Raw genomic sequence first — 399 nt, forward strand, 5'->3', positions numbered from 1 at the left:
GACCTTGCGCCTGAGCTCCATGTTGGTCATGCCGTCGTAGCCCGCCGAGACCCAGCGGTAGATGGTCGACGGCGACAGGTCCACCGGGCCGCCGTTGCGCGCCGCCATCTGCTCGGGCGACAGCCCCCGGCGCAGGCAGTCCCTTATCGCCTCCAGCCTGGCTGCCGCGGCGGGCTCGTCGGCGTCTATCCCGCGCCTGGACGAGACGAGGACCGAGTCGGCGCACAGCTGCGCGGCCCGGGCCTCGTAGAAGACGTGCGGGCGGCGCTTGCAGCCGATCGTGCGGTACCGCCCGCACCCGTTGCAGCAGCGCGGCCACGCGGCCAGGCGCGGGCAGGCCGCCGACAGGTCGGCGGAGGCGTCCACGCGCTCGCCGCGCCTGGCCTTCGGCGCCGTCAC

General features: G+C 74.9%; 1 pseudogene. It reads right to left on the minus strand.

What is annotated here, in order from left to right:
- Positions 1-399: pseudogene (locus tag DW180_RS10315) on the minus strand (IS30 family transposase); the annotation flags it as partial.

This window comes from Collinsella sp. AM16-21 (assembly GCF_003471905.1).
GTDB lineage: Bacteria > Actinomycetota > Coriobacteriia > Coriobacteriales > Coriobacteriaceae > Collinsella.